This is a genomic window from Stenotrophomonas sp. YJH_SMC_4, from assembly GCF_059371575.1.
In genome coordinates this window covers 418,422-438,159 of record NZ_JCAFUR010000002.1, presented here as the reverse complement: position 1 = coordinate 438,159, position 19,738 = coordinate 418,422, and the positions used below count along the sequence as shown (strand labels likewise).

Genomic DNA, 19,738 nt, shown 5'->3' with positions numbered 1-19,738 from the left:
GATCTACTGATGGATGATGGCGACGCCGAGCGGCAGGCGGGTGACCTGCAGACCTGCCGTCGCCGCCAACGCGTCCAGCGCCTGTTCCGGGCGATCGATGCGTAGCGCCGCACTGATCGCCGGCAGTCGCGACAGATCACCGCGCACGAACGTCGGGCCGGCACGATAGCACCCCACCCATTGCACGGCGTCGGCGACGCTGGCCTGCTCCAGCAGCAGCTCGCCCTGGCGCCACGCGCCCACGCTGTCGGCCGCCACATCCTGCAGGCGCGTCACGCCGTTGCGCTCGCCATAGACGGCACGCTGGCCCGCCTGCAGGTAGGTCCAGCCACCGTCGGCCGGGCTGGCCACACGCACCCTGCCTTGCCCGACCTGGGTTTCCACCCGGTCATCGCCACGCGCGACGGTGAACGCGGTCGAGATGTCCTCAACCACGCCATTGCCGGCACGCACGCTGAAACGCCGCTGCGCATCCGGGCTGACCTCGAACCAGACGCGCCCGCGCAGCAGCTCGACCTCGCGTGCGTGCGCATCGAAGCGCACGGTGATCGCGCTGTCCGCATCCAGCACTGCGCGGCTGCCATCGGGCAGCGTTACGTTCTGCACGACGTGCGAGCTGCGATGGTCGGCCTGCAGCCGCAACCAGGCCTCCGGCCATGCCACCAGCATCGCCAGCACAGCTGCAGCGGCCATCGCCCAGCGCATTCGATGCGGGCGGCGGCGTTCGGCACACCGGGCCAGCGGGCGTGGCCCGACACTGCGCCACAGCGTGCGCTCGTGCTCGAAGGCCCGGCGGTGCCCCGGCTCTGCCAGCCAGCGCTCGAACTCGTGCATGCGTCCCTCGCCGATGTCACCCGAGGCCAGCCACGCAATCCAGCCCCGGGCCTGTTCGGCCAGGGCATCGTCATTGGCGGCGGGCAGCGTGTTCGGCGGGCTCATCGGCTGGCGGACAGGCGCATTCAAGCGCGGGCGGGGGAACTAGACCGCATCTGCGGTCCAGTGATCAAGACGTTTCAGCGAGGGCCAGCCCCAAGCCGGGGCGATCATCGGCCGCTGCGCGCCCAGGCCAGGCGTTGCAACGCGGTGCGCACATGGTTCTCAACGGTGGTCACCGACACCCCGAGGCGGCGGGCAATCTCGGCCTGGGTCAGGCCCTGCAGGCGGTTGAGCCGGAAGATGGTGCGGGTCGGCTCCGGCAGGTGTCCGGCCGCATCCAGCACACGCTGCAGCTCGTCCTGGGCCATGGCCTGTTCCTCGGTCGAGATGACCTCGTCCGCTCCCCACAGGTAGTGGTCGGCCAGCAGGCGGTTGCGCCGGGTCGATTCGCGGCCATGGTCGGTGGCCAGGTTGGCGGCCAGCCGGTACAGGTAGGCACGCGGATTGTCGATGGCCTGGCTGTCATCGACACCACGCGCCTTGAACCACACCGCCTGGATCACGTCCTCGGCGCCGTTGTCGCCCCCCAGGATGCGTTGCACCCGGCGCAGCAGCGCAGGCCGCTCGCGGATCAGCAGTTCGGTGAGGGAGGCGGCATTGGAGGACATGCGCGGAACCGGGACGACAGACGGAAGGCGCCGCGCATGCTACTCCGTTAATGAGAATCAGTCACGTTCGCATCAATGGATGCACCCGGTCAGCCCGTCATAGACGCTCTGCGAGGTCCCCGGCAACGGGTCATGCAGTGGATTGCGGGCGGCGAGCGCGGCATGGAAGGCCTCCACCGGTGTGCCAGGCTCCAGCGGCAGGCGGCACAGCCAGGTCGGTTGCCGGGCGACGATCGCACCGTCATGCCGCGACACAGCCAGGTCACTGGCGGCAAATGCCCACAGGCACTCATGCACCGTGCCGCGCATCGCGTCCACCGAGCAGCGCAGGCGCAGGGCGCGGATATCGCTGTACTCGCCTTCGCAGAAGGTATCGCCGCAGATCGCGTCGAACCCGTACTGCAGACGTCCCTCCAGGGCAAAGAAGCGGTCCCAGTTGGCTTCCTGCCGCGGGTAGTCGATCAGGTCGACGTAAGGAGAGGCCTGGGCCAACGGCGCAACCAGCAGCATGCAGAACAGGGCGAACGGCAGGGCAGACACTTTCATCGGCGGACTCCTTGGCAAGGTCGATCCAGCCTGCGCCCCCGCACCGGCCGGCCCTATCAGCCAACCCCGGCCTGCCGCGTGGGTCCCTGCCCCACGCAGCGGTCAGCCCCTCCCTCTGCACAGCGCCCGGCAAAGGCATAAAATGGGGGGCTATCCGTCTATATCCCCCACCTGGAGCACGACCATGGGTCTGGAACTCGTCTCGCCCGGCAAGAACCCGCCGGAAGAAATCAACGTCATCATCGAGATCCCGAAGGACTCGGAGCCGGTGAAGTACGAAGTGGACAAGGAAACCGGCGCGATCTTCGTCGACCGCATCCTGTCCACCCCGATGCGTTACCCCTGCAACTACGGCTACGTGCCGAGCACCCTGTGCGGCGACGGCGATCCGGCCGACGTGCTGGTGGTGCTGCCGCTGCCGCTGGTGCCGGGCTCGGTCGTGCGCTGCCGTCCGGTCGGCGTGCTGAAGATGAGCGATGAGGCGGGCAGCGACGAGAAGATCCTGGCCGTGCCGGTCTCGAAGATCTTCAGTGGCTACGCCCACGTTGAAGACATCGCCCAGGTGTCGAGCCACTGGCTGGAGCGCATCGGCCACTTCTTCGAGCACTACAAGGACCTCGAGAAGGGTAAGTGGGTCAAGCTGGACGGTTGGGGCGGCGCCGCTGAGGCCAAGCAGATCCTGATCGAGGCGCACCAGCGCCACCTCGACAGCAAGGCCTGAGCCTGAACCGGATCGCTCCGGCGGTACCCTGCCGGAGCGATGCGGGTCACGTTTCATGATGACGGCACATCACTCTTGCTGCCGTATTAGGTAAATTGCGTCACTTCACACGTCATCGACATCCATCGTCGAGACAGCCAGGGGAATGTGTCGTGCGTATTCTGCTTGTTGGGGATGCAGCCAGCCTGCCGGCTGAGCTGACCGAATTCATTGCCGATCTTGGGGAAGACTGGCAGCCGCTGACCGCCACCGATGGCCAGACCGCGATGACCGCGGTTGCCACCCAGGGCGTGGACGCGGTGATTGTCTGCCCGCAGCTGCCGGACCTCAATGCCACCACGCTGCTCGGCCAGATCAGGACCCTGCGTCCGGAAACCATCCGCATCGCGCTGGTGGACGCACAGCATGGCAACCGGCCGCCGCCGGCACGCCTGATCGGTGTCGCTCACCGTTTCCTGCCGTTGCCACTGGCACCGGAAGTACTGCTGGAAGCGCTGACCAGCCTGGAAGAGCTGCGCGAAGTGCTGGACAGCCCGCGCCTGCGCGATGCCATCGGCCGCATCGAGAAACTGCCGTCGCCGCCGCACCTGTACTTGAGCCTGACCCAGGCGCTGGAGCATGACGACGACGCCGACAGCGCCGACGTGGCCAAGCTGGTGGCCGCCGATCCGGCCATCGCCGCCAAGGTGCTGCAGTTGTCGAACTCGGCGTTCTTCAGCCAGGGCCGCACCATTGCCGACCTGCGTACTGCAGTCACCCGGCTGGGCCTGGCCACGCTGCGTGACCTGGTGCTGGCCAGTGAAGTGTTCTCGGCGCCGACGCTGTCGACTGCCGAACGCAACTCGCTGCAGCAGCGCGCCCTGCTCGCCTCGCGCCTGGCCGCACGCCTGCTGCCCGAATCCAGTGCCGAACTGGGCGCAACCGCGGCACTGCTGGCCGACATCGGCCTGCTGCTGCCCGGCGTACGCAACGAGCGCACCGAGCCGTCGCTGGCCGGTGATACCCGCCCAGGCCATGCCGAAGCCGGTGCCTATCTGCTGGGGCTGTGGGGCCTGCCGATGCCGATCATCGAAGCGGTGGCATTCCACCTGCAGCCGCAGCGCGCCAACACCCGCAGCTTCTGGGTGACCGGTGCGGTGCACGTGGCCCTGGCGCTGGTCAACGGCGACCCGGTGGATGAGGACTATCTGCAGCGCGCGGGCGTGCTCAACAAACTGCCGCAGTGGCGTGAACATGCCAACAGCCTGATGGGGCTTACGCCGAGCGAAGCCTGAGTTCCACCGGCAATCCACACGATGAAGGCGCGTCCGCAGGGACGCGCCTTCGTTGCGTCAGGGCTGCGCGCAGTGGTCGTACACGCAGCGCTCGAACAGGAACTGGCAGTACGCCGCATCCTCACCGGCCTTGATGCAGTTGCTGCGCACCTCCGCGCAATAACGGCCATTGGCACACACCAGCGGACCGGCCGACACACTGCCGGCCAGGCTCAGGACGGCGAGAACTGCAGCAGCAAACATACGTGGCATCGCGTTGTTCATTTCGCGCTCTCCCTGGTCCGGAATGGACCTCTGCGAACCTACCAGCGGTCCAGTTGCGACAAGCGTGACCTTTGTCGCTGAACTGCCCGATTCAGAATTTCCCGACCCGGCTCTGCCAAACGCAAAGAGGGCGGGCCTTGCGGCCCGCCCTCCTCGTCTTGCCTTCAGGCTTCGATGGATCAGAAGCGCTGGTTGTACTGGATGAACAGGAAGCGGTCGTAATCCAGCATCGGGTCCAGCTGCACGGCACTGGCGTTGGTCACCGCGTAGGTGATCGGCGGGGTCTTGCCGAACACGTTGCGGGCACCGACGGTCACGCTGCCGTTCCACGGGGCCTGCCAGGTGGCCGAGATGTCGTGATAGACGATCGCGCCCTTCTTGTTGGCACCCAGGCCACCGCTCCAGCCACCGTTCTCGGTGTAGTAATCCGGCTGGTTGCACTCCAGGCCATTTTCCTGGTCGTAGCAGAAGTCGCGGAAGCCGCCGTAGTAACGCATGGTCCAGGTGGCCGACAGGTCGCCCTTGGTCCAGGTGCTGGCCAGGGTGCCGCGGACACGCGGGTAGTTCCAGTAGCCTGCGTAGTCATCCCATGCAGCACCCTTGGTGGCCTGCTGACGGAAGCTGGTCAGGTAGTTGGTGTCCAGGTTGAACGACAGGGTACCGAAGCTGTATTCCGGCATGCGGTAGCGGACGCCGAAGTTGTAGCCTTCGGTTTCCAGCGACCCCAGGTTCGCGTTGCCGCGGCTCAGGCCGGTGACCTGCTGGCCGTTGGCGACGTCGCCACGGCTGTACTGGTCACAGAAGGCCTGCACACCGTTCTGGTAGCACTGGTTCAGCACGTAGTTCGCCGACAGCGCGGTGATCACGTTGTCGACAGTGATCTTGTACCAGTCCAGCGAGACGTTCAGGCCGCTGACGAAGCTCGGGCTCCAGACCAGGCCCGCGGTGCGGGTCTTGCTGGTTTCCGGCTGCAGCTTGTCGTTGCCCACACCCGAGTTGAACGGGTTGTTACCCTGGGTGTCACGGGCACTGATCGGACGACCGGCAGCGTCGGTCTGACGGAAGTCGGACGCCAGGCCTTCAGCACCGCAACGGGCTGCAACGGCCGGGTTGCTGCGCTGGCCGAACACGGCATCACACGGATCGGTGAACTTGTCGAAGGTCTGCGAACCACCACCGAACGTGTCGTCCAGGGTCGGGGCACGGAAGCCCTCGCCGTAGGTCGCACGCACCAGCAGGTCGTCGATCGGCTTCCAGGTCACGCTGAACTTGCTGTTGACCGTGTTGCCGAACTTGTCGTAGTCCGAGTAGCGGCTGGCGATATCCAGCGACAGCTCCTTGGCACCCGGCAGGTCACGCAGCAGCGGCACCATCAGTTCCAGGTAGAACTCGTTGGTCTTGTACTTGCCTTCGGTCGGCTGCGCGGCCAGCTCGGTGGTGTAACCCGAGGAGGACAGTGCGTCCGGGTGATCGTAGCCCGACACTTCGCGATGCTCGTAACCGGCAGCGAAGGCGAACTCGCCCGCATCGCCCGGCATGTCGAACAGCGAACCGGTGATGTTGGCGAAGTACTGCTTGCTCTTGCTCTGGCCGGTCGAGTTCAGCAGGGTGTTGATGTACTTCAGCGCATCCGGGGTCGCGGCGCTGGCGCCACCCAGCAGGTCGAACGGAACGCAGCTGCCCGGGCTGGTGCCCAGCGCGATCGGGTTGGCAGCGGTGCCGCACTGGGCGACGCCGTTGGCGTTGATGAACGACGGGCCGAGGGCGTTCTTCAGGGCCAGCAGGTTGATGTTGCCCGAGCTGGTCTGGGTCACGTCGAACTGGTTGTAGTTGATGCCCACATCCCAGTCGAACGGACGGTTGTTGAAGTCGAAGTTGCCTTCCAGGGCCGCGTCGAAGTGCAGCGACTTGACGTTGTTCTGGGTGATGCGCGGCAGTTCGAAGATACGACGGCCCCAGCCACCGATGTCAACGCCGGCGCCCGGGTTGGCCCAGTTGCCCAGCGGGTTGTAGATGCTGTCCTTGCTGATCGCCACCGGGAACTGCGGCTGCGAGGTGCCGGTCAGCGGGTAGCCGGCGATCTGGCGCTTGGAATCGCGCTCGGAGTACATCGCCGTCGACTTCAGACGCAGGTTGTCGTTGATGTCGTAGCTGGCCGAGGTGAACATGGTCTTCGACTCAGCGCCCTGGTTCAGCATCATCTGCTGCGAGGCGTTGTAGTAGTCGTCCAGACCAATCAGGTGGTAGTTGTTGAAGTTGTTCGACGGCTGGCCAACGCCGACCGGGGTGTCCCAGGAACCGGTGTGGTTGACCACCCAGGTGTTCGGGACCCACTTGCCAGCCTTGTTGTATTCGCCAGCACCGGCGGTGCCTTCGGCACGCGGATCGGTGAAACGACCCCACGGGCCAGCCGGGCTCAGACCGTCTTCCTTGTGGCCCTGGCCATAGGAGTACTTGGTCAGGCCACGATCCTTGGCCCACACCGGATCTTCCTTGATGTAGTTCGCGCCGAACACGATCGAGGAGCGCTCGCCGCTGGCACCCAGGGTCAGGCTGTACTGGGTCTTGGAACCGTCGCCGTGGCTGTTCTGGCCATAGTAGGCACTGGCCTCGGCGCCATCGAAGTTCTTGCGCAGGATGATGTTGACCACGCCGGAGATGGCGTCGGAACCGTAGATCGCCGAGGCGCCGTCCTTCAGGACTTCAATGCGCTCGATCAGCGAGGTCGGGATGGTCGACATGTCGGTGAAGCCGGCCAGGCTGGTGCTCCAGCGCTTGCCGTTGACCAGCACCAGCGTGCGCTGCTCACCCAGGTTGTACAGGCTGACGTACTGGCCGCCCTGTTCCGGGTTGGACGCCAGCACGGCCGCCTTGCTGAAGGTCTGGGTGCCTGCCACGGACAGGTTCTGCAGCAGGTCGCCGACGCTGACCAGGCCCGAACGCTGGATGTCCTCATGGCTTACGGTGAGGACCGGCTGGGAGGTTTCCACATCCACCGAGCGGATGCGGGAGCCGGTGACTTCCAGGCGATCAAGGGTGGTCGGGGCACTGGCTTCCTGTGCGGAAGCAAATGCCGGTGCCAGCGCCAGCGCGATGCCGGCGGGCAGCAGGCCCAGCCGCACGGCAGGGGTGCGAACGTTCATCAATCTCTCCAAGGTACGTGTTAGTAGCGTGTTAAAACGCTCCAGCACGTTACGATTGCGTTGCGATGCTGTATTTGCGCGACCCAACCGTAGACTTTGCAGAGTGTGGCGGGAGCAAGCCGCCGTTTTCCCTGAACCGGGAAGCAGACTGCCCGTAACGGGCGCGGAAGGCGCGCGCGAAGCTGCAGCAGTTGTCGAATCCGCTGGCCGCGGCGACCTCGCCCACCATCATGTCGGTGTCGCGCAGCAGATCTGCGGCCCGCTCCAGGCGCAACCGTGCCGAAAGCGACTGGGGGCTCTCTTCATACAGGCTCTGGAAGGTCTTGGAGAGATACCAGCTGGAGAAGTTGGTCAGCTCGGCCAGTTCGCCGATCCGCACCACGCGGTGGCTGTTGCCCTCCAGATAGAGACGGGCGCGCTGCATGCGGCCGAACACCTGGCGCTTGCGGCTGCGTGAGCGACCGGGGCAGCGCTGTACGTTGTCGGCCAGGTCACGCTGCAGGCCGGCCAGATGCAACAACAGCGGGCGCAGCGCCTGCGCTGGCAGGCCGCTGTCGAGCGCATCGCGCCACAGGCGCAGGGCAACGCGGGCGTCGCCGCGGCTCATGCGACCACGACCGGCATACAGGCCGCAGTCGGCCATCTCGGACAGCACCCGCATCGCCTCCGCAGTCAGGCTGAGGCCCACGCACAGTCCGTTACGGCCGGCCTGCACCAAGGGGCGCGACTCCTTCTCGAAGGCAATCCACTCACCATGGCGCAGGCGGAAACGCCCTTCCTTGGCTTCCACCCAGGAACTGCCCCGCACCTGCAGCCAGACAGTGAAGCTTGACCCTGCGGTCTGCAGGCTGCCGAGCCGGGCCACGCCCATGCAGGTCGGCGCGAGATCGTCCAGCGCCTTGTCGAGGGAGACGGTTTGGCCACGATCGGCCAGCGAGAGTTGACGCATGGAGCACCACGGGTTTGCCTGATACAGGCTTCCGTTTTGCCTAATCAGGCGTCAGCCCGTCAGGAAAATCCGCCGAGATCGCCACGAATTCGCGGCGAGAACTCCACGAAAAAATCACGAAGAGATATTTTTCTTCAGGATCAACGACTTGAGAAAGGCCGGGAACAGTGCCGGCGTCGACCGGGGCAGCTGCATGACGCCGATGTCGGCACCATCGCTGACCGCCAGGGCGACATACAGATCCCGGCCATCGGCGCTGGCACTGATGCCGTTGCCCGCACTGAGCCGCTGCCGGTCCAGGCAGCGCTCGGGGGCTTCGGTGCCGGCCTGGATATGGATCAAGGTCGTACCGCATTCGGTCGAGTTGCCGAGATACCCGATGCCTCCGGTGCCCGCCACCGTCCAGGTGCGATAGCGCCATCGGCTGGGCCGGTCTTCACTGACCTGCTGCACGCTGGCCGGGGACAGTGCCGCATCCACCGACCACAAGCCGCCGGACGCCAGGCGTGTGAACAGCACGCGGCCATCGCCGCGATCGAAACGCGCCTGGGAGACGCCGTCGATACTGGCCAGGCGGCGCCAGGGGGTCACGCTGCGATCGAACAGGCTCAACCGGGTGCGTTGCTCTGCATCGCGCTCGACTACCAGCAGCTGCTCCGGGGTTGCCCCGTACAGGGCCTGCAGCGGCTGATCCACCGGAACCGGCAGCGGTTGCAGGTGCTCGTCGCGCGGGGCGATCTCGTAGACAACGGTACGCCCATGCTCGTCACGCCCGACCACCAGCAGCTGGCGGCTGTCGGCCGACCAGTCCGGCGCCTGCCGCCCCTCCGGACGCAGGCCCTCGATCGGCCGCAGTGAGTCGGGCCGCTGCATGTCCGCCCACCACAGCGCGAAACTGCCGGAACGATCGGAGGTGAAGACCAGCTGGCGACCGTCGGGCGCCGCCATCGGCTGCCCGTCGCGCCCGCTGGACGCGAACAGCCGCTCGGCGCTGCCGCCGGCCATCGGCACCTTGAACACGCCGAACTGGGCACGGCGGTGAACGAAGGCCAGCACGTCGCCGTGGCGCGACACCGCAGGCCACTGTGCGTCGTCGAGGCCGGCATCACGCAAGGTGCGGCGCTCCACGTCCAGGTAGTACAACCGCACCTCGCTGTCCACGCGCCGGCCGAACACGATGCTGCGCCCATCGCCCAGCCAGGCCCAGCCACGCTGTTCGGCGGATTCGTTGGTCAACTGCTCCAGCTCACCGCCTGCGGCCGGCATCCGCCACAGGTCGCCCATCTGTGGATTGCGCACGAACACCAGCCACTTGCCGTCGGGCGAGTAGCGTGGCGCGTAGTCAAAATCATCCTGATCGACCGCGTAGTCCAACGCCCGCCACTGGCCGCTGGCCAGGTCGAGCACACGGATGCCGCGATGGGCATAGCGGCCCACCATGCTGCCAAAGACCAGGCCGCGGCCATCCGGTGTCCAGTCGAAGCTGAGCAGCTCGGTTCCATCGCAACGGGTCGCCTGGCGCACGCCGCCGCCAGTGGCGCTGGCGATCAGCACCTGGCACCCGCCGTCGGCTCCAAAGCGGGCAAAAGCGATCTCGCGCCCGTCCGGTGACCAGCTCGGGAATCGGTCACTGGCCCCCTTCGGCGGCAGCGCCAGCTGCCGGGCCGGCGCATTGCCCGAGGTCTGCACCTTGATCACACCACCTCCGGCGCCATCCTCGCTGGCGCCTTCGTAGGCAACCTGGGAGCCGTCCGGCGAAAGTGTGGGATAGGTTTCAAAACCACTGGTAGCGGTGATCAGGCGATAGGGACGCTGCGGGCTGCCGATCACCCGCACGCCGTTCTCGACCGCTGCATCCACCGGTGAACTCGGCTCCGGCCCGCGCCGCAGCAACAATGTGGCCATGACCAGCAGCGCGGCCAGCATCATCACGCCCAGCACCCACAACAGCTGGCGGCGCAGCTGGCGCCAGCCACGCCGGCGTGAAGGCGCTGCCGGCACGGCCAGCGCCGGAATCGTGCCGGCACCGTCCGGCGACGGCATCACATCCGCAACGGCCACCGCGTCCACTTCCGCCAGCGGCTCGAAGTCGTCCAGCGCCTGCACCGGTACCAGCAGCCGATAGCCGCTCTTGGCGATGGTCTCGATGTAGGCCTGGCCATTGTCATCGTCGTTGGCGAACGCCTTGCGCAGCTGGGTGACGGCCTGGGTCAGCACGTCATTGGTCGGCAACGTATCGGGCCAGACCTCGGCAAACAGCTCTTCACGGGTGACCACGCGCCCAGGCTGCCGCATCAACACGCGAAGTACGCCCAGCGCTTTCGGCGTCAGCCGCCGCGGACGGCGCGCGCCTTCAACCTCGACCTCACGCGAGGACAAGGTAATGACACAGTCGCCGACCTGCACGCGGTCGGCGTCAATGGGCGTGAGTTCGCTGCTGTTCATTTTCCGCTATACAGTAGGGACGGGACCTGGGCAGGGCTCACCAGCAATACCGTCCCCACCGTCCCTGGACAGGGCCATCGAAAAGCCAGATTCCGCACAAAGCATCGGCGCATACCGCAAAAACAATAACGCCCCCGGATATTAGCCTAAGCCGGTTACCCCGCCTATGACGGGGTCGACACTCAGGCTCTCTCTCGCCGACGCATTCACATAATCTGCATCACCATTCGCGCCCTTTTGGGCGCGAAATTTTTATCTGGCGTTCATTTTCACATGCGCCGAAGCATGGTCAATCCGACCAGACGCGACACCACAAGGCCGATATACATGACGCCTGCGAACTGTTCGAGCATCACCAGGGCCCGTGCCTGCGGGTGCAACGGCACGACGTCACTCAATCCAACTCCGGACAACAAGCTGAAGCTCAGATAAAGCAGCTCCATCCAACTGCGCTCGGGGCCAGCCGTCGCACCCTGGAAACTGCCTGGATACCACTGTTGGCACACCGCGAATGCAAAGGCGAACCCCCAGGCCAGCAGGGTGAAGGTTGCTCCGGCCGCGAACAGTTCGTCGCGTGTTACTCGATGGTCCTGCAGCATGTAGGCGATCAATGCCCCGGCCGTGTAGAAGTACAGCAGGCTTTCCAGCAGCTGCGCGGTGGTCAGCAGCGCGCTGCGGTCAAGCAGGGCGCCAGCCAGCGAGAACACCACCGATGGAATGGCCAGCAGCAATGCCAGCCAGGTTCCCAACGGACTGCGCTGGACCACCCACAGCGCCAGGCCGAGTACCGCCATGCCGAACATGCCCAGCGCCGCCCGGCCAGCGGCGGTGTCATCGAGGGCGGGATACAGCAGCACCGCGATCAACTGGGCGGCCAGGAGCCAGGCCGAAGGATGGCGGCGGGCGATGGCCAGCCAGCGGGTGGTCGTGGCAACGGGCATGGCGTCCTTTCCCCTGGGCGATGCGCGGAGGATAGCCGGGCGCGGCGTGATGAACGGTAGTGCCGGCCATTGGCCAGCACTCTCCCCGGTCCCGTGCACGACGGAATGCCGGCCGGCGGCCGGCACTACCCGTTACCCGTCACCCCTGGCGGTAGACCTCGGCCCCGCCAGCACGGAACTCCTGCGACTTCTCCTTCATGCCGGCCTCGGCGTAATCGCGCACGTCCTGGGTGATCTTCATCGAACAGAAGTGCGGTCCGCACATCGAGCAGAAGTGGGCCAGCTTGTGCGCGTCCTTCGGCAGCGTCTCGTCGTGGAATTCCTTGGCCTTTTCCGGATCCAGGCCCAGGTGGAACTGGTCCTCCCAGCGGAACTCGAAGCGCGCCTTGCTCAGCGCGTTGTCGCGTACCTGTGCGCCCGGATGCCCCTTGGCCAGGTCGGCCGCGTGCGCGGCAATGCGGTAAGCCATGATGCCGTCGCGCACGTCCTGGCGGTTGGGCAGGCCCAGGTGTTCCTTCGGCGTCACGTAGCAGAGCATGGCCGTGCCAAACCAGCCGATCATCGCCGCGCCGATCGCACTGGTGATGTGGTCGTAGCCCGGCGCGATGTCGGTCGTCAGCGGCCCCAGCGTGTAGAACGGCGCTTCGCCGCATTCGCGCAGCTGCTTGTCCATGTTTTCCTTGATCAGCTGCATCGGCACGTGGCCGGGGCCTTCGATCATGGTCTGCACATCGTGTTTCCAGGCGATCTTCGTCAGTTCACCCAGCGTTTCCAGTTCGCCGAACTGCGCCGCGTCGTTGGCATCAGCGATGCAACCCGGGCGCAGCCCGTCGCCCAGCGAGAAGGTCACGTCGTAGGCCTTCATGATTTCGCAGATGTCTTCGAAATGCGTGTAGAGGAAGTTCTCCTTGTGGTGCGCCAGGCACCACTTGGCCATGATCGAGCCGCCGCGGCTGACGATGCCGGTAACACGCTTGGCGGTAAGCGGCACGTAGCGCAGCAGCACGCCGGCGTGGATGGTGAAGTAGTCCACGCCCTGCTCGGCCTGCTCGATCAGGGTGTCGCGGAAGATCTCCCAGGTCAGTGCCTCGGCGCGGCCGTCAACCTTCTCCAGGGCTTGGTAGATCGGCACGGTACCGATCGCCACCGGCGAGTTGCGGATGATCCACTCGCGCGTCTCGTGGATGTGCTTGCCGGTGGACAGGTCCATCACCGTGTCACCGCCCCAGCGGATCGCCCACACCAGTTTCTCCACTTCCTCGGCGATGCCGGAAGACACCGCGCTGTTGCCGATGTTGGCGTTGATCTTGGTCAGGAAATTGCGGCCGATGATCATCGGCTCGCTTTCCGGGTGGTTGATGTTGTTGGGCAGCACCGCACGGCCACGGGCGATTTCGTCGCGCACGAACTCCGGGGTGATGACTTTCTGGATCGACGCACCGAAGGCCTCGCCCGGGTGCTGCTGCAGCAGGCCGGCATCGCGGATCGCGTCCAGGCGCTGGTTCTCGCGGATGGCGACGAATTCCATTTCCGGCGTGATGATGCCGCGGCGCGCGTAATGCATCTGGGTGACGTTGGCACCGGCACGTGCACGGCGTGGCAGGCTGCGCGCGGGGAAACGCACCGCGTCAAGCTTCGGGTCATGCTCGCGATCGCGGCCGAACGAAGAACTCAGTCCTTCAAGCTGCTCGGTATCACCGCGCTCTTCCACCCAGCCGCGACGCAGTGCCGGCAAACCGGCGGACAGATCGATGCGCACCTCCGGGTCGGTGTACGGGCCCGACGTGTCGTAAACGGTCACCGGCGCATTCTCTTCGCCACCGAACAGCGTCGGCGTACGGGTCAGCGCGATCTCGCGCATCGGCACCTGCAGATCCGGGCGTGAACCGGGCACGTGGATCTTGCGCGAGCCGGGAATGGGCCGGGTCACGGATGCGGAGAGTTGCTGGGCCTGTTGCTGCAGGGCGGAGAGCTGTGCGTTCATCGGGCGTCGTCCAGGAAGGTCAGGGACGAAGCGGCGGCGCACGGCACCCGCGCACGGACGGTCCTTGGGCGGAGTCCGGGCACAGCTGCATTGCAAAGCTTCCCTACGCCGGTATGAGCCGGATCAGGTTCCAAGGGACTGTCTCAACCGTGGCCACATGGCCCGGTACCCCCGCTTCTTGGTGCGCATTAGAGCATAGACCGACCGCCTCCGGGATCAGATCGCCATTCGTTAACGGAACCATGACGTCGCGTTCAGTAACGTGCACGCCATCGCGTTGCTGAGATCGATGCGTTCCCCGCCGCCTTCGCGGCCCCTGCCCGGTCCGTGCTGCATGCCGCCGGCCCTTCGCCGCAAGCTCTGCTCGCTCCCCTCAATCCCCCTTGATCGGAGAAGCTCCTTCATGGTGTTTCGCGTTTCCATCGCACTGGTTCTGCTGCTGGTGCTGCTCGCCGGTATCGCCCCCGGCCCCTTCAACACCGTGGTCCAGTCGATGCTGGCGGAAGTCATCCGCAGTGTCGGCTGGCTGTACCTGCTGGTGGTGTTCCTGGCGCTGGTGTTCCTGATGTACCTGGCGTTCGGCCGCTTCGGCAATCTGCGCATCGGCGGCGAGGACGCCGAACCCGAGTTCTCGCGTGCCAGCTGGATGTCGATGCTGTTCGCCGCCGGCATGGGCATCGGCCTGGTGTTCTGGGGTGCGGCCGAGCCCATCTCGCATTTCAGCAAGCCGCCGGAAGGCCTGGCGCCGCAAAGCCTGGATGCGGCGCGCGCATCGATGCGCTATGCGTTCTTCCACTGGGGCCTGCACCCGTGGGCGATCTACGCACTGATCGGTCTGGCGATGGCCTGGTTCCAGTTCAACCGCAATGGACGCGGCCTGGTCAGCGACATGCTGCAGCCGATCATCGGCCGCCACCATCGCGGCTGGATCGGTCGGGTGGTCAACATCGCCGCCGTAGTTGCCACCGCGATCGGTGTCGCCACCACGCTCGGCTTCGGCACCATCCAGATTGCTGCCGGTATCGAACGCGTCTTCAGCGTGCAGGCTACCGTCGCCGTGCAGATGACCATCATTGCCGTCGCCTTCGTTTTGTACATGGCCTCCACCGCCAGTGGCGTGGAGCGAGGTGTGAAGTGGCTGTCCAACTTCAACCTGGCGTTGGCTGCCCTGCTGGCAGCCATCCTGCTGGTGCTGGGGCCGACCGGCTTCATCTTCGATACGTTCACCACCACGCTGGGCTCCTACCTCAACCAGCTGGTGACGATGAGCCTGCGCATGTCACCGTTCTCCGGCAGCACCTGGGTGGCGGACTGGACGATCTTCTACTGGGCCTGGTGGATCTCGTGGGCGCCGTTCGTGGGATCGTTCATCGCGCGCATCTCGCGCGGCCGCAGCGTGCGCGAGTTCGTGATCGGCGTCGTGCTCGCACCGACGCTGCTGGGCTTCTTCTGGTTCGCGGTGTTCGGCGGCACTGCGTTGTGGGCACAGATCTTCGGCCACGCCGATCTGGTGCAGGCGCTTGGCAATGGCTACGAGACGGTGTTGTTCACACTGTTCGACAGCATGCCGCTACCGCTGTTGCTGTCGTGCATCGCGCTGGTGCTGCTGATGATCTTCTTCGTGACCTCGGCCGATTCGGCGGTCCTGGTGCTGGCCAGCATGTCCACCGACGAGGCTGGCGACCCACCGTTGAAGCGCAAGCTGGCCTGGGGCATTGCGGTGGCACTGATCGCAGCGGCATTGCTGCTGGCCGGAGGCCTGGACGCGCTGCAGGGCATGATCACGATCGCGGCATTGCCATTCGCGCTGCTGATGGTGCTGGTGATGGTGTCGCTGTACCGGGTGCTGGACCAGGAGTACACGCGCGAGCGGCGGCAGGCGCAGCGCCAGCGGCACATGATCGATGCGTGGATCGCACGCGAGATGGCGGCGCAGGAGGAGACCCAGGCGGAGGCAGCGCGCGCGCACGATCAGGATTGAGGGTTGTTTTGCAGCCTGCGGCTGCACCGCTTTTTCAGGCAAGGGCCAAGGTCAAATTCAAAAGCAGCTCTGGGTTGCTGCTAGTTTGGCGGGGCGGTGTGGGCTGGCAGGACACGCCGTAAACCCATCCCTGGGGGCTCGATGGCGCCATCCATGGCGCCAACGGTCCTGCCAGCCCACGCCGCCCCACCCCCGACAGTTTCCGTGTGACGGTGGGTTTTCCACGCTAGGCGTGGATGAGGTGTATCGGAAAACAAGAAGGGGTCGGATCCGTTTTCCTTCGGAAAACGGATCCGACCCCAACCCACAGCGCGCGGCTGTTGCCGTTGCCGTTGCCGTTGCCTTTGCTCTTGCTCTTGCTCTTCCTTTTCTTTTCCTGCGGTGACGGCCACGGAAACTGTCCGTGGCCGGGCGGGTGGGTTGGCTGGGGGCGTGAGCCGCATGGATGCGGCGACCGAGCTTACATGGACGTACTTGCAGCGGCCCCCAGACAATCCACCCGCCCGGCCAAGCCCCGTATCACTGCCACCACCGCAGAGGGGGCTCAGCCCGTTGGCCGGGAAACTCAGTACCCCGCCGCCTGCCCATCCTTGCGACTCTCCGAAGCTCCGTAATAAACCCCGCTCTCGGGATCGCGCATGATCGCCTGGTACCCGCCATAAGGCCCATCGGCGAACACGATGCGATGCCCCTTGCGCATCAGCGTACGCACCGTCTCGTAGGGGAAGCCGGTCTCCAGATTCACTTCGCCGCCGTCGGTCATCGCCGTGGCCTGACCCGTCGGTTCAGTCGAGCCTTCGTGCTGGATGCGCGGCGCATCACCGGCTTCCTGCAGGTTCATCCCGAAATCCACCAGGTTCATCACGATCTGCGCATGGCCCTGCGGCTGCATCGCGCCGCCCATCACGCCGAAGCTGGCATACGGCTTGCCGCCCTTGGTGATGAACCCCGGAATGATGGTCTGGAATGGACGCTTGCCCGGCGCGTAGCCGTTGGGATGGTTCTTCTGCAGCACGAACATCTCGCCACGGTCCTGCAGGATGAAACCCAGACCGGGCGGTGCCATGCCGCTGCCCATGCCACGGTAATTGGACTGGATCAGCGAAACCATCATGCCGTCGGCGTCGGCCACGGTCATGTAGATCGTGTCGCCCTCCTCCAGCTGCTTCGGCGTGCCCGGCTGCACTTCCTTCAACGCCTTGTCCATCGAGATCAGCGCACGACGCTGCGCGGCGTACTCCTTGGAGATGAGCTTCTGCACCGGTGCCGGCTGGAACGCCATGTCGGCGTAGAAACGCGCACGGTCGGCAAAGGCCAGCTTCTTCGCTTCGACAAACAGGTGCACGTGTTCCGGTGAACCGAACGGGATCTTCGAGAAGTCGTAGCCTTCCAGCACATTGAGGATCTGCAGCGCGGCGATGCCCTGGCTGTTCGGCGGCAGTTCCCAGACGTCGTAGCCGCGGTAGTTGCTGCTGACCGGTTCGACCCACTCGCCATGATGGTCAGCCATGTCCTGGTAGCTCAGGTAACCACCGTTGGCCTTGAAGTAGTCGCCGATGGTGTGGGCGATCTCGCCCTTGTAGAAGGCGTCGCGGCCACCGTCGGCGATCTTCTGCAGGGTGCTGGCCAGGTTCGGGTTCTTCCACATCTCGCCCTTGCGCGGGGCGTGGCCGTTGATCGTGAACTGCTCCTTGAAGCCCGGGTACTGCGACAACTTGGGCACCGAGCGGTCCCAGTAGTAGGCGATCACCTCGGCCACCGGGTGACCCTCGCGGGCGTAGCGGATGGCCGGCGCCAGGTTGTCGGCCATCGGCTTGCGACCGAAGCGGTCGTGCAGCGCGAACCAGCCGTCGACGGCACCCGGCACCGACACCGGCAGTGGACCGGTGGCCGGGATGTCCTTCAGGCCACGGCGCTGGAACTCGCCCAGGGTGAGCGACTTCGGCGAGCGGCCCGAGCCGTTGTAGCCGTAGAGCTTCTGGGTCTTCGGGTCCCACACGATGGCGAAAAGGTCGCCGCCGATGCCGTTGCCGGTCGGCTCCATCAGGCCGAGCGCGGCGTTGGCGGCAATCGCCGCGTCCACTGCCGAACCGCCGCCCTTCATCACGTCCAGCGCGATCTGGGTGGCCAGTGGTTGCGAGGTCGCGGCCATCGCATGCGGGGCGATCACCTCCGAACGGGTGGCGAAGGTGTGGCCGGTGATGCGGTCGGCGCCGAAGGACAGCGCGGGTACGGCAGCCAGTACGGCGGCGGCGAGCAGGGAACGGGCAAGGCGTCGGGACACGGTCGGGTTCCGATGGACGGGTGGTTCCCCGATCTTCGCCGCTGCGGCCTTCACGCGGTATCGGACAGACGTCATGGACGCTGATCCTTGGGCGGAAAAATCCACCGGATTCCGCGCAAAAACCGCCCCGAAAGGAGTGAATTCGGGTTCACCGAAACACTTTCAGCAGCAACCATCCTTGTGCCGCAAGCGATTGCGCTGGATGCAGCGGAAACCGATAGAAAATCCGTCGCGAGGGTTGACACCGCCGAAATGGCTGTGTTTCTCTCGATCACATGTTGCATCACAACACGCCACCGCGAACCCACATCGAAGCCGCCGACACCGGCGCCGCCTTGCTGCGTTCGATTCTTGTGCTCGTACTTATTACCCAACCAACAGGTGCGGGACGAGCCAGCGTGTAAGCAACACACACACCGGAACTCTTCAAAAACCCGCACCCGCCCCGGTGCGGGTTTTTTCATTTCAGAACCTGGTTTCAGACGCAACCACCATGACCAACGCTCATCGCACAACCCGGACCTGCACCACCACGCCTCGTGGTGGCTGCGCCTGTGCGATGCGCGGCGCCTCCTCCACCGCTTTCCCCTGACCGGCCGGCACGTCACCTCGACGACCGGCCGTTCTTTTTTCTTCCCACCGCAAGGAACCTCCCCCATGAGCACCAACGACCTGCCCCAGACCAAGATCGCCGTCATCGGCTACGGCAGCCAGGGCCGCGCCCACGCACTGAACCTGCGCGAATCCGGCTTCGACGTGGTGGTAGGCCTGCGTCCGGGCGGCCCGACCGAAGCCAAGGCGCAGGCCGATGGCTTCACCGTGATCGCGCCCGCCGAGGCCGTGAAGGACGCCGACCTGGTTGCCGTGCTGACCCCGGACATGGTGCAGAAGAAGCTCTACAACGACGTGCTGGCGCCGAACATGAAACAGGGGGCGTGCCTGCTGTTCGCGCATGGCCTGAACGTGCATTACGGGATGATCGAGCCGCGTGCCGACCTGGACGTGGTGCTGGTCGCGCCGAAGGGCCCCGGCGCGCTGGTGCGCCGTGAGTACGAGATCGGCCGTGGCGTGCCGTGCATCTGGGCGGTCTACCAGGACATCAGCGGCAAGGCCGCGCAGCATGCGCAGGCCTATGCGGCCGGCCTCGGCGGTGCGCGCGCCAACCTGATCCAGACCACCTTCAAGGAAGAGACCGAGACCGATCTGTTCGGTGAGCAGGCGGTGCTGTGCGGCGGTGCCTCGGCGCTGGTGCAGGCCGGATTCGAGACCCTGGTCGAAGCCGGCTACCAGCCGGAGATCGCCTATTACGAAGTGCTGCACGAACTGAAGCTGATCGTGGACCTGTTCTATGAAGGCGGTATCTCGCGCATGTTGGAGTTCATCTCCGAGACCGCGCAGTACGGCGACTACGTCAGCGGCCCGCGCGTGATCGATGCCGGCACCAAGGAACGCATGAAGGAGGTGCTGAAGGACATCCAGGACGGCACCTTCACCAAGAACTGGGTGGCCGAGTACGAAGCGGGCCTGCCGAACTACAACAGGTTCAAGCAGGCCGACCTGGAGCACCCGATCGAGAAGGTGGGCAAGGAACTGCGCGCCAAGATGGTCTGGTTGCAAGGACAGGCTGCGTAAGCACGCGGCCCTCCCCCACCCGCTTTGCAA

At 65.6% G+C, this 19,738-nt stretch carries 14 protein-coding genes and 1 riboswitch; of the genes, 4 read left to right on the top strand and 10 right to left on the bottom strand.

The genetic code is table 11. From position 1 onward, the window contains the following. Window positions 1-3: 3 nt before the first annotated feature. The 3 genes from AC5P9F_RS05450 to AC5P9F_RS05440 form a co-directional block, all read right to left on the bottom strand. A complete protein-coding gene (locus AC5P9F_RS05450; RefSeq protein WP_111174470.1) occupies window positions 4-939 on the bottom strand; it encodes a FecR family protein in 936 nt (311 codons plus the stop codon). Window positions 940-1,043: 104 nt separating this feature from the next. Continuing rightward, the gene (locus tag AC5P9F_RS05445) at window positions 1,044-1,544 is read right to left on the bottom strand and encodes an RNA polymerase sigma factor (protein ID WP_005410933.1); all 501 of its coding nucleotides are present in this window, start codon (window positions 1,542-1,544) and stop codon (window positions 1,044-1,046) included. Window positions 1,545-1,616: 72 nt separating this feature from the next. Continuing rightward, window positions 1,617-2,090: a hypothetical protein gene (locus AC5P9F_RS05440; RefSeq protein WP_044570834.1), complete on the bottom strand. Its 474-nt coding sequence runs from the start codon at window positions 2,088-2,090 to the stop codon at window positions 1,617-1,619. A gap of 184 nt (window positions 2,091-2,274) precedes the next feature. Between AC5P9F_RS05440 and ppa the strand changes: the two genes are divergently transcribed. Together ppa and AC5P9F_RS05430 are read left to right on the top strand one after the other, a co-directional pair. Continuing rightward, window positions 2,275-2,811: an inorganic diphosphatase gene (gene ppa, locus AC5P9F_RS05435; RefSeq protein WP_005410935.1), complete on the top strand. Its 537-nt coding sequence runs from the start codon at window positions 2,275-2,277 to the stop codon at window positions 2,809-2,811. A 152-nt stretch (window positions 2,812-2,963) separates the two neighbouring features. Next, window positions 2,964-4,085: an HDOD domain-containing protein gene (locus tag AC5P9F_RS05430; RefSeq protein WP_005410936.1), complete on the top strand. Its 1,122-nt coding sequence runs from the start codon at window positions 2,964-2,966 to the stop codon at window positions 4,083-4,085. Window positions 4,086-4,142: 57 nt separating this feature from the next. On the opposite strand, the gene AC5P9F_RS05425 is transcribed toward AC5P9F_RS05430, so the two are convergent. From AC5P9F_RS05425 to thiC, 6 genes are all read right to left on the bottom strand, one after another. Continuing rightward, window positions 4,143-4,337, bottom strand: a complete 195-nt coding sequence (locus AC5P9F_RS05425; RefSeq protein WP_223846439.1) for a hypothetical protein — start codon at window positions 4,335-4,337, stop codon at window positions 4,143-4,145. A 191-nt stretch (window positions 4,338-4,528) separates the two neighbouring features. Beyond that, window positions 4,529-7,492 (bottom strand): TonB-dependent receptor plug domain-containing protein, encoded by a 2,964-nt coding sequence (locus AC5P9F_RS05420; RefSeq protein WP_005410938.1) that lies wholly within the window; start codon window positions 7,490-7,492, stop codon window positions 4,529-4,531. Between the two features lie 49 nt (window positions 7,493-7,541). Next, window positions 7,542-8,441, bottom strand: coding sequence for a helix-turn-helix transcriptional regulator (locus tag AC5P9F_RS05415; RefSeq protein ID WP_005414398.1), 900 nt, complete (start codon window positions 8,439-8,441; stop codon window positions 7,542-7,544). A 114-nt stretch (window positions 8,442-8,555) separates the two neighbouring features. After that, window positions 8,556-10,886 (bottom strand): winged helix-turn-helix domain-containing protein, encoded by a 2,331-nt coding sequence (locus AC5P9F_RS05410; protein ID WP_164225584.1) that lies wholly within the window; start codon window positions 10,884-10,886, stop codon window positions 8,556-8,558. A 269-nt stretch (window positions 10,887-11,155) separates the two neighbouring features. Then, window positions 11,156-11,827, bottom strand: a complete 672-nt coding sequence (locus AC5P9F_RS05405; RefSeq protein WP_005410941.1) for an ion channel — start codon at window positions 11,825-11,827, stop codon at window positions 11,156-11,158. Window positions 11,828-11,966: 139 nt separating this feature from the next. After that, window positions 11,967-13,811, bottom strand: a complete 1,845-nt coding sequence (thiC, locus tag AC5P9F_RS05400) for a phosphomethylpyrimidine synthase ThiC (protein WP_012481195.1) — start codon at window positions 13,809-13,811, stop codon at window positions 11,967-11,969. Between the two features lie 82 nt (window positions 13,812-13,893). After that, window positions 13,894-13,994, bottom strand: a riboswitch (TPP riboswitch). Window positions 13,995-14,214: 220 nt separating this feature from the next. On the opposite strand from thiC, the gene AC5P9F_RS05395 reads away from it, so the two are divergent. Next, window positions 14,215-15,792: a BCCT family transporter gene (locus AC5P9F_RS05395; protein WP_005410943.1), complete on the top strand. Its 1,578-nt coding sequence runs from the start codon at window positions 14,215-14,217 to the stop codon at window positions 15,790-15,792. Between the two features lie 565 nt (window positions 15,793-16,357). Here the strand turns inward: AC5P9F_RS05395 and ggt are convergent. Next, window positions 16,358-18,076, bottom strand: a complete 1,719-nt coding sequence (ggt, locus tag AC5P9F_RS05390; RefSeq protein ID WP_164225757.1) for a gamma-glutamyltransferase — start codon at window positions 18,074-18,076, stop codon at window positions 16,358-16,360. Window positions 18,077-18,733: 657 nt separating this feature from the next. Between ggt and ilvC the strand changes: the two genes are divergently transcribed. Continuing rightward, window positions 18,734-19,708, top strand: coding sequence for a ketol-acid reductoisomerase (gene ilvC, locus AC5P9F_RS05385; RefSeq protein WP_005410945.1), 975 nt, complete (start codon window positions 18,734-18,736; stop codon window positions 19,706-19,708). Window positions 19,709-19,738 lie beyond the last annotated feature (30 nt).

Excerpts from the sequence above, each read along its gene's own strand:
- AC5P9F_RS05450 (WP_111174470.1), bottom strand. The coding sequence starts at position 939 with ATGAGCCCGCCGAACACGCTGCCCGCCGCCAATGACGATGCCCTGGCC.
- AC5P9F_RS05445 (WP_005410933.1), bottom strand. The coding sequence starts at position 1,544 with ATGTCCTCCAATGCCGCCTCCCTCACCGAACTGCTGATCCGCGAGCGG.
- AC5P9F_RS05440 (WP_044570834.1), bottom strand. The coding sequence starts at position 2,090 with ATGAAAGTGTCTGCCCTGCCGTTCGCCCTGTTCTGCATGCTGCTGGTT.
- ppa (WP_005410935.1), top strand. The coding sequence starts at position 2,275 with ATGGGTCTGGAACTCGTCTCGCCCGGCAAGAACCCGCCGGAAGAAATC.
- AC5P9F_RS05425 (WP_223846439.1), bottom strand. The coding sequence starts at position 4,337 with ATGCCACGTATGTTTGCTGCTGCAGTTCTCGCCGTCCTGAGCCTGGCC.
- AC5P9F_RS05420 (WP_005410938.1), bottom strand. The coding sequence starts at position 7,492 with ATGAACGTTCGCACCCCTGCCGTGCGGCTGGGCCTGCTGCCCGCCGGC.
- AC5P9F_RS05415 (WP_005414398.1), bottom strand. The coding sequence starts at position 8,441 with ATGCGTCAACTCTCGCTGGCCGATCGTGGCCAAACCGTCTCCCTCGAC.
- AC5P9F_RS05410 (WP_164225584.1), bottom strand. The coding sequence starts at position 10,886 with ATGAACAGCAGCGAACTCACGCCCATTGACGCCGACCGCGTGCAGGTC.
- AC5P9F_RS05405 (WP_005410941.1), bottom strand. The coding sequence starts at position 11,827 with ATGCCCGTTGCCACGACCACCCGCTGGCTGGCCATCGCCCGCCGCCAT.
- thiC (WP_012481195.1), bottom strand. The coding sequence starts at position 13,811 with ATGAACGCACAGCTCTCCGCCCTGCAGCAACAGGCCCAGCAACTCTCC.
- AC5P9F_RS05395 (WP_005410943.1), top strand. The coding sequence starts at position 14,215 with ATGGTGTTTCGCGTTTCCATCGCACTGGTTCTGCTGCTGGTGCTGCTC.
- ilvC (WP_005410945.1), top strand. The coding sequence starts at position 18,734 with ATGAGCACCAACGACCTGCCCCAGACCAAGATCGCCGTCATCGGCTAC.